Here is a 4880-nt window from a genome sequence, read left to right as displayed (position 1 = left end):
CGTGGATTCAAGTTGTAAGTGCAACTTTTGCGGGGTTGAGAAAAGAGTGAGTTATGGTAACATGATGGCTCAATTCTCACCGCCAAGCAAGAGGAGCGCGCATGAAGCATTACACACAACTCACCGAACCAGAACGTAACCAAATTTACGCTTTGAAGCAAGCAGGATTTAAACCATCTGCCATAGCCTTGCAGCTCAGTCGGCACCCGTCAACCATCTGTAGAGAATTGCGGCGTAATCGTGGTCTTCGCGGTTATCGTCCCCGGCAGGCGCAGCAGATGGCTGACACTCGCCGCCGTGAAAAGGCGAAACCAAAAATCCCTGAAGCGATATATTATATTGTCAATGATCTCATAGAGAAAGACTGGAGTCCCGAACAAATCAGCGGCTGGCTTGCTGCTGAAAAAAATGTGCGGATCAGCCATGAACGCATTTACCAGCACATCGCCCGTGACAGGAAGCGGGGAGGAAGTCTGCATCTTCACTTGCGCTGCCGGAAAAAAAGAAAAAAACGTTATGGAAGCGCTGACCGGCGGGGTCAGATCAGAAATCGGACATCGATAGACAACCGGCCTGATGTTGTTGAGGAACGCTCCAGAATTGGTGATTGGGAGGCCGACACAGTGATCGGCCGGCGCGGCGGCTCTGTGCTTGTCACTTTGGTTGAACGGAAGTCCCGTTTCAGCGTCATCGCCCTTGCGCCGGACAAACGGGCGGACAGTGTCACACAGGCTCTTGCCGGAGCGCTGCTCCCGTATCAGGAACAAGTTCACACCATAACTTGCGACAATGGCAAGGAGTTCGCCTTTCATCAGGAATTCTCAACAGCGCTTCAGGCTGAATGCTTTTTTGCTCATCCGTATCAGGCTTGGGAGCGCGGACTTAATGAGAACACGAACGGCCTTATACGGCAATATCTTCCAAAAGGAACTGATTTCGACACGTTGAGCCAGCAGGACATCAACTGCATCGCGGAAAAAATTAACAACAGGCCACGAAAATCTCTTGGCTTCAACACGCCAAAAAAGCTATTCTTGGAAGTCTGCCAAAAAGTTGCACTTGGAACTTGAATCCACACTGAAAAATAATTTTTTGATCAAACTCTTGCAGCACTTTCTCCCTGCCAGCCCTGCCAAAGGCGAGGCACAGCTCAGGATGATCCAGCAGATATTCAATTTTTTCCACCAAGGCCGCTGCATTCCGCGCTGGGATAAGAAAACCGTTGACTCCATCAGCCACTGTTTCCCGGCATCCCGGCGCATCTGTGGTGATGAGGGGCCGCGACATGGAGGCTGCCTCCAGCAGGACTTGCGGCACTCCTTCCCTATAATAACTTGGCAGCACAAACAGATCAACCTCGTTCAGCAGCCTGCGCATGTCAGCAACATAGCCAAGGACAGTGACGTGGCCAACCTGCTTGATCTCCGTGATTTCCGCATTAGTGAGCGAGCCGGGATTGCCGTCATCAGGCGCGCCTGCAAGGAGGAATTCCACCTGCCCAACCCGATGCGCCAGCAAGGCTGCGGCTGCCGCATATTCTTTGATGCCCTTTTCTCGCAGCAGCCGGGCCGCCAGCAGGACTTTGAATTTGCCGCTGCGCTGCTGCCGCGCAGGACTGAAATAATCAGCATCCACACCTGATCCTGATGCTCTGATCAGATGAATTTTATCCGGCTGGATCACATTGCAATCAATGAATAACTGCCTGTCATCAGGATTCTGGACAATCAGGAGGCTCTCTTTGCCCCGCAATGCCAGCTTGAGCAATGCTTTGACCACAGGACGGAGAAGACGAGCTTTCAATGAGGAACTGCTGAACACATAACCCATGCCGGTGACAGCATGAATTCGCTTTTTCACTCTTGCGGCCTGCGCCGCCAATCCGCCATAGACAACAGCCTTGATGCAGAAGCTGTGCATGGCATCAGGTGCTTCCTGTCGGCAGGCCGCATAAACAGATCGCAGCACAAAAAGTTCGCGCAGAGGATTCAGGCTGGACCGCTTCATGGGCAGCGGCAGCCATCGGAATCCTTCCTCTTTGAACTGGGCAATAGAGTCACCGGGCGGCGACATCAGGACAACGTCAATCTGGCGATCTCTTAGGGAACGGGCGAGAGGAAGGCAGAATTTGCAGAAAAATCCGTCATAAGCGGCAAAGAAAATGACTTTCATCAGCAGAAATTCGCTGCCTGAGCGAAGTCGAAGGCAGCGGCACCTGAGCAAGGCCGAAGGTCGGCGGTTTCGACTCCGCTCAACCGCCTTGAGACCGCCTCATCAGCTTGCGGAAGCATTCAAATCCGGCTTGTATTCCGGCACCCAAATTTTAAGCTGGCGTTTGACCTCCAGTTCTTCGCGCAGACCGGGCTGGCCCATCCATGTCAGACATTCGGTGTGCCAGCTCATGTCTGCCGGGCGTGCTCTGGCCACGCGCAACTTGGGATGCGGTGTGGGCAGCGTGGATTCATCATCAGCGAGCAGCTCCTCATACAATTTTTCACCCGGACGCAGGCCGGTGTATTCAATGCGGATGCTGTCCTCCTCCGCGCCGGAAAGGGTGATCATCAATTTTGCCAGCTCGGCGATTTTGACCGGCTCGCCCATGTCAAGAACAAATATTTCCCCGCCTTGTCCCATCAGACCGGCTTGCAGGACAAGCTGGGCCGCTTCTGGGATGGACATGAAATAGCGGGTGATGTCAGGATGGGTCACGGTCAGCGGTCCGCCTTCTTCCAACTGCTTCTGGAACTTGGGAATCACGCTGCCGGAAGAGCCGAGCACATTGCCGAAGCGCACAGAGATGAAGCGAGTGCCGTGCTCCCCCTGCAAGGCTTGGCAGACCATCTCGGCCAGCCGTTTGGTCGCGCCCATCACGTTGGTGGGATTGACCGCCTTGTCGGTGGAAATCATCACGAATTTGCTCACGCCGTGAGCCTGCGCCGCTGCGGCCACAGTCTGGGTGCCCAGCACGTTATTCCGCACCGCCTCCCACGCATTGCTGTTCTCCATCAGCGGCACATGCTTGTAGGCGGCGGCATGAAAGACCACTGCCGGACGGTGCGCAGCCATGACTTGGTTCATCCGGGCGGCATTCTTCACATCGCCGATCACCGGCGCAAGCCGCAGGTTAGGAAAACGCTGCGGCAGTTCCTGCTCCATTGCATACAGAGCCAATTCCGACTGCTCGACCAGCACTAATTTGTCTGGAGTGAAGCGGGCAATCTGTCGGCACAGCTCTGAGCCGATGGAGCCGCCTGCGCCAGTCACCAGCACGGTCTGGCCGGTCAGCAAATTGCTCAGGCCGCTGTTGTCCAATTGCACCGGGTCGCGGCCCAGCAGGTCGTCCAGCTCAATCCGGCGCAGACTGGAAACCGTCACCCGGCCTGCAACCAAATCTTCCAGCGGCGGCACGGTCAGCACATTCAATCCAGCCTCAGCGCAGGCTTGAGTGATGCGGCGGCGCACACTGTGCTCAACTCTGGGCAGAGCCAAGACAATGTCGTCAGCACCCATTTGTTCCGCCCACTGCACCGTTTCTTCCAATTTGCCCAGCACCGGCACGCCCATCACTTGCCGCCCTTGTTTGTCCAAGCTGTCATCCAAAAGGCCCACGACATGAAAGCCAATGGGATGATGGGACAATTCTCGGAGCAGATAGTCTGCTGTCTCGCCTGAGCCAACCACCAAAACCGGCTTGCTCTCAGGCCGGAACGCGCTGGTCAGCTGCTGCTCTTTCCAAACCCGGAACGCCAAGCGGCTGCCGCCCATTATCATAATCAGCAGCAGCGGGTCAAGGAGCAGCACCGAGCGGGGCACTGTTGCATTTACTTGGAAAAAATAGAGAACAAGCGGGATGAGCAGTGCCGTGAGCAGGACAGCCGAGGCGATGCGTTTGAGATCAGGCAGGCTGGCAAAACGCCAGACACCTTTGTACAGCCCGAAACGGAAAAAGACTGCTGTTTGCAGGGGCAGCACCAAGGTCAGGCTGGTGAGCGCATCGCCTAAATATTCCGGCGGCAGGGACAGATTGAGGCGCAGCCAGTAGGCGCCCAGCCAAGCAAAAAACGCAGCGGCAATGTCGTGCAGAATGATGGCGATGATGCGGGAGAACGGTCGGGCAGGTCTGCGTGACCGCTGGCTGATTTTCACGGCAGGGAATGTCACAGGTCAAGAGCGGCAGGGAACTGATCTGCCAACTCGGAATTGCTCAGTTCGCCTTTTTTGTTGTAAAACGTCATTGTTCCCTGTGCGTCGCAGAGCCAGAATTCTTCCGCGCCTTTGTCGAAATACAGTTCTTTCTTGTGATTCATTTCTGCCAAGGTGTTGCTGGGTGAAAGCACTTCCACGCACAGCAGGGGAGCAAAGGAAGCGGTGACATTGTTTTTCAGCACTGCTGCCTGTTCTGCTGTCAGCAGCCCGACATCAACCACTTTGACACCGTCACTGGTTTCCACAGGAAATTCAGGAACAGCAATTAAATCAGGGAAGATATTATTCAATAAAGCGATAATGTTAGCTTGAAAAAGAACATGTCTGACACTTGCCGGACTCATGATAATTTGTCCCTGCTGGTTCAGTTCCATTTTATAGGGAAGATTTTGCAGGGCCGGGTCTGCGCAGAGTTCTTGCCAGTTCATATTTTGTTTTGTCCCAAACGCCCAAGGCGTTGCCTTAGGTTGATGAATCTTAGCCTAGCCCTTCGGGCTAGGGAAACTCCGAAGGAGTGCTCCGTGCTTCAGCATCAGGGCTAACGCATGACTTTTTGATGGATATGCTACTTAGATAGCTGAATCTATTTGTATTTCATCTTAACCTGCTGTATAATTGTCCTCTGGGATGAATCTTAAAGGAGGACAGAAATGTCAAAAATTGTTCCGGTCGAT

At 54.1% G+C, this 4880-nt stretch carries 4 protein-coding genes; 1 reads left to right on the top strand and 3 read right to left on the bottom strand.

The genetic code is table 11. From position 1 onward, the window contains the following. The first annotated feature begins 101 nt into the window (after window positions 1-101). Window positions 102-1070: an IS30 family transposase gene (locus ACNKIB_RS12580; protein WP_417910915.1), complete on the top strand. Its 969-nt coding sequence runs from the start codon at window positions 102-104 to the stop codon at window positions 1068-1070. Here the strand turns inward: ACNKIB_RS12580 and ACNKIB_RS12575 are convergent. The 3 genes from ACNKIB_RS12575 to ACNKIB_RS12565 form a co-directional block, all read right to left on the bottom strand. Continuing rightward, a complete protein-coding gene (locus ACNKIB_RS12575) occupies window positions 1012-2172 on the bottom strand; it encodes a glycosyltransferase family 4 protein (protein ID WP_417910914.1) in 1161 nt (386 codons plus the stop codon). The two genes, ACNKIB_RS12580 and ACNKIB_RS12575, sit on opposite strands and share 59 nt — an antisense overlap. Window positions 2173-2274: 102 nt before the next feature. Then, window positions 2275-4161: a polysaccharide biosynthesis protein gene (locus tag ACNKIB_RS12570; protein ID WP_417910913.1), complete on the bottom strand. Its 1887-nt coding sequence runs from the start codon at window positions 4159-4161 to the stop codon at window positions 2275-2277. After that, the gene (locus ACNKIB_RS12565; protein WP_417910912.1) at window positions 4158-4634 is read right to left on the bottom strand and encodes a Uma2 family endonuclease; all 477 of its coding nucleotides are present in this window, start codon (window positions 4632-4634) and stop codon (window positions 4158-4160) included. Before ACNKIB_RS12565 ends, ACNKIB_RS12570 begins: the two co-directional genes overlap by 4 nt. Window positions 4635-4880 lie beyond the last annotated feature (246 nt).

Source organism: Candidatus Electronema sp. PJ, assembly GCF_048287395.1.
GTDB lineage: Bacteria > Desulfobacterota > Desulfobulbia > Desulfobulbales > Desulfobulbaceae > Electronema.
This window is presented reverse-complemented; position numbering and strand designations above follow the sequence as displayed.

Bases quoted from the DNA above. Each gene is read 5' to 3' on its own strand.
- ACNKIB_RS12580 (WP_417910915.1), top strand. From the start codon at position 102: ATGAAGCATTACACACAACTCACCGAACCAGAACGTAACCAAATTTAC.
- ACNKIB_RS12575 (WP_417910914.1), bottom strand. From the start codon at position 2,172: ATGAAAGTCATTTTCTTTGCCGCTTATGACGGATTTTTCTGCAAATTC.
- ACNKIB_RS12565 (WP_417910912.1), bottom strand. From the start codon at position 4,634: ATGAACTGGCAAGAACTCTGCGCAGACCCGGCCCTGCAAAATCTTCCC.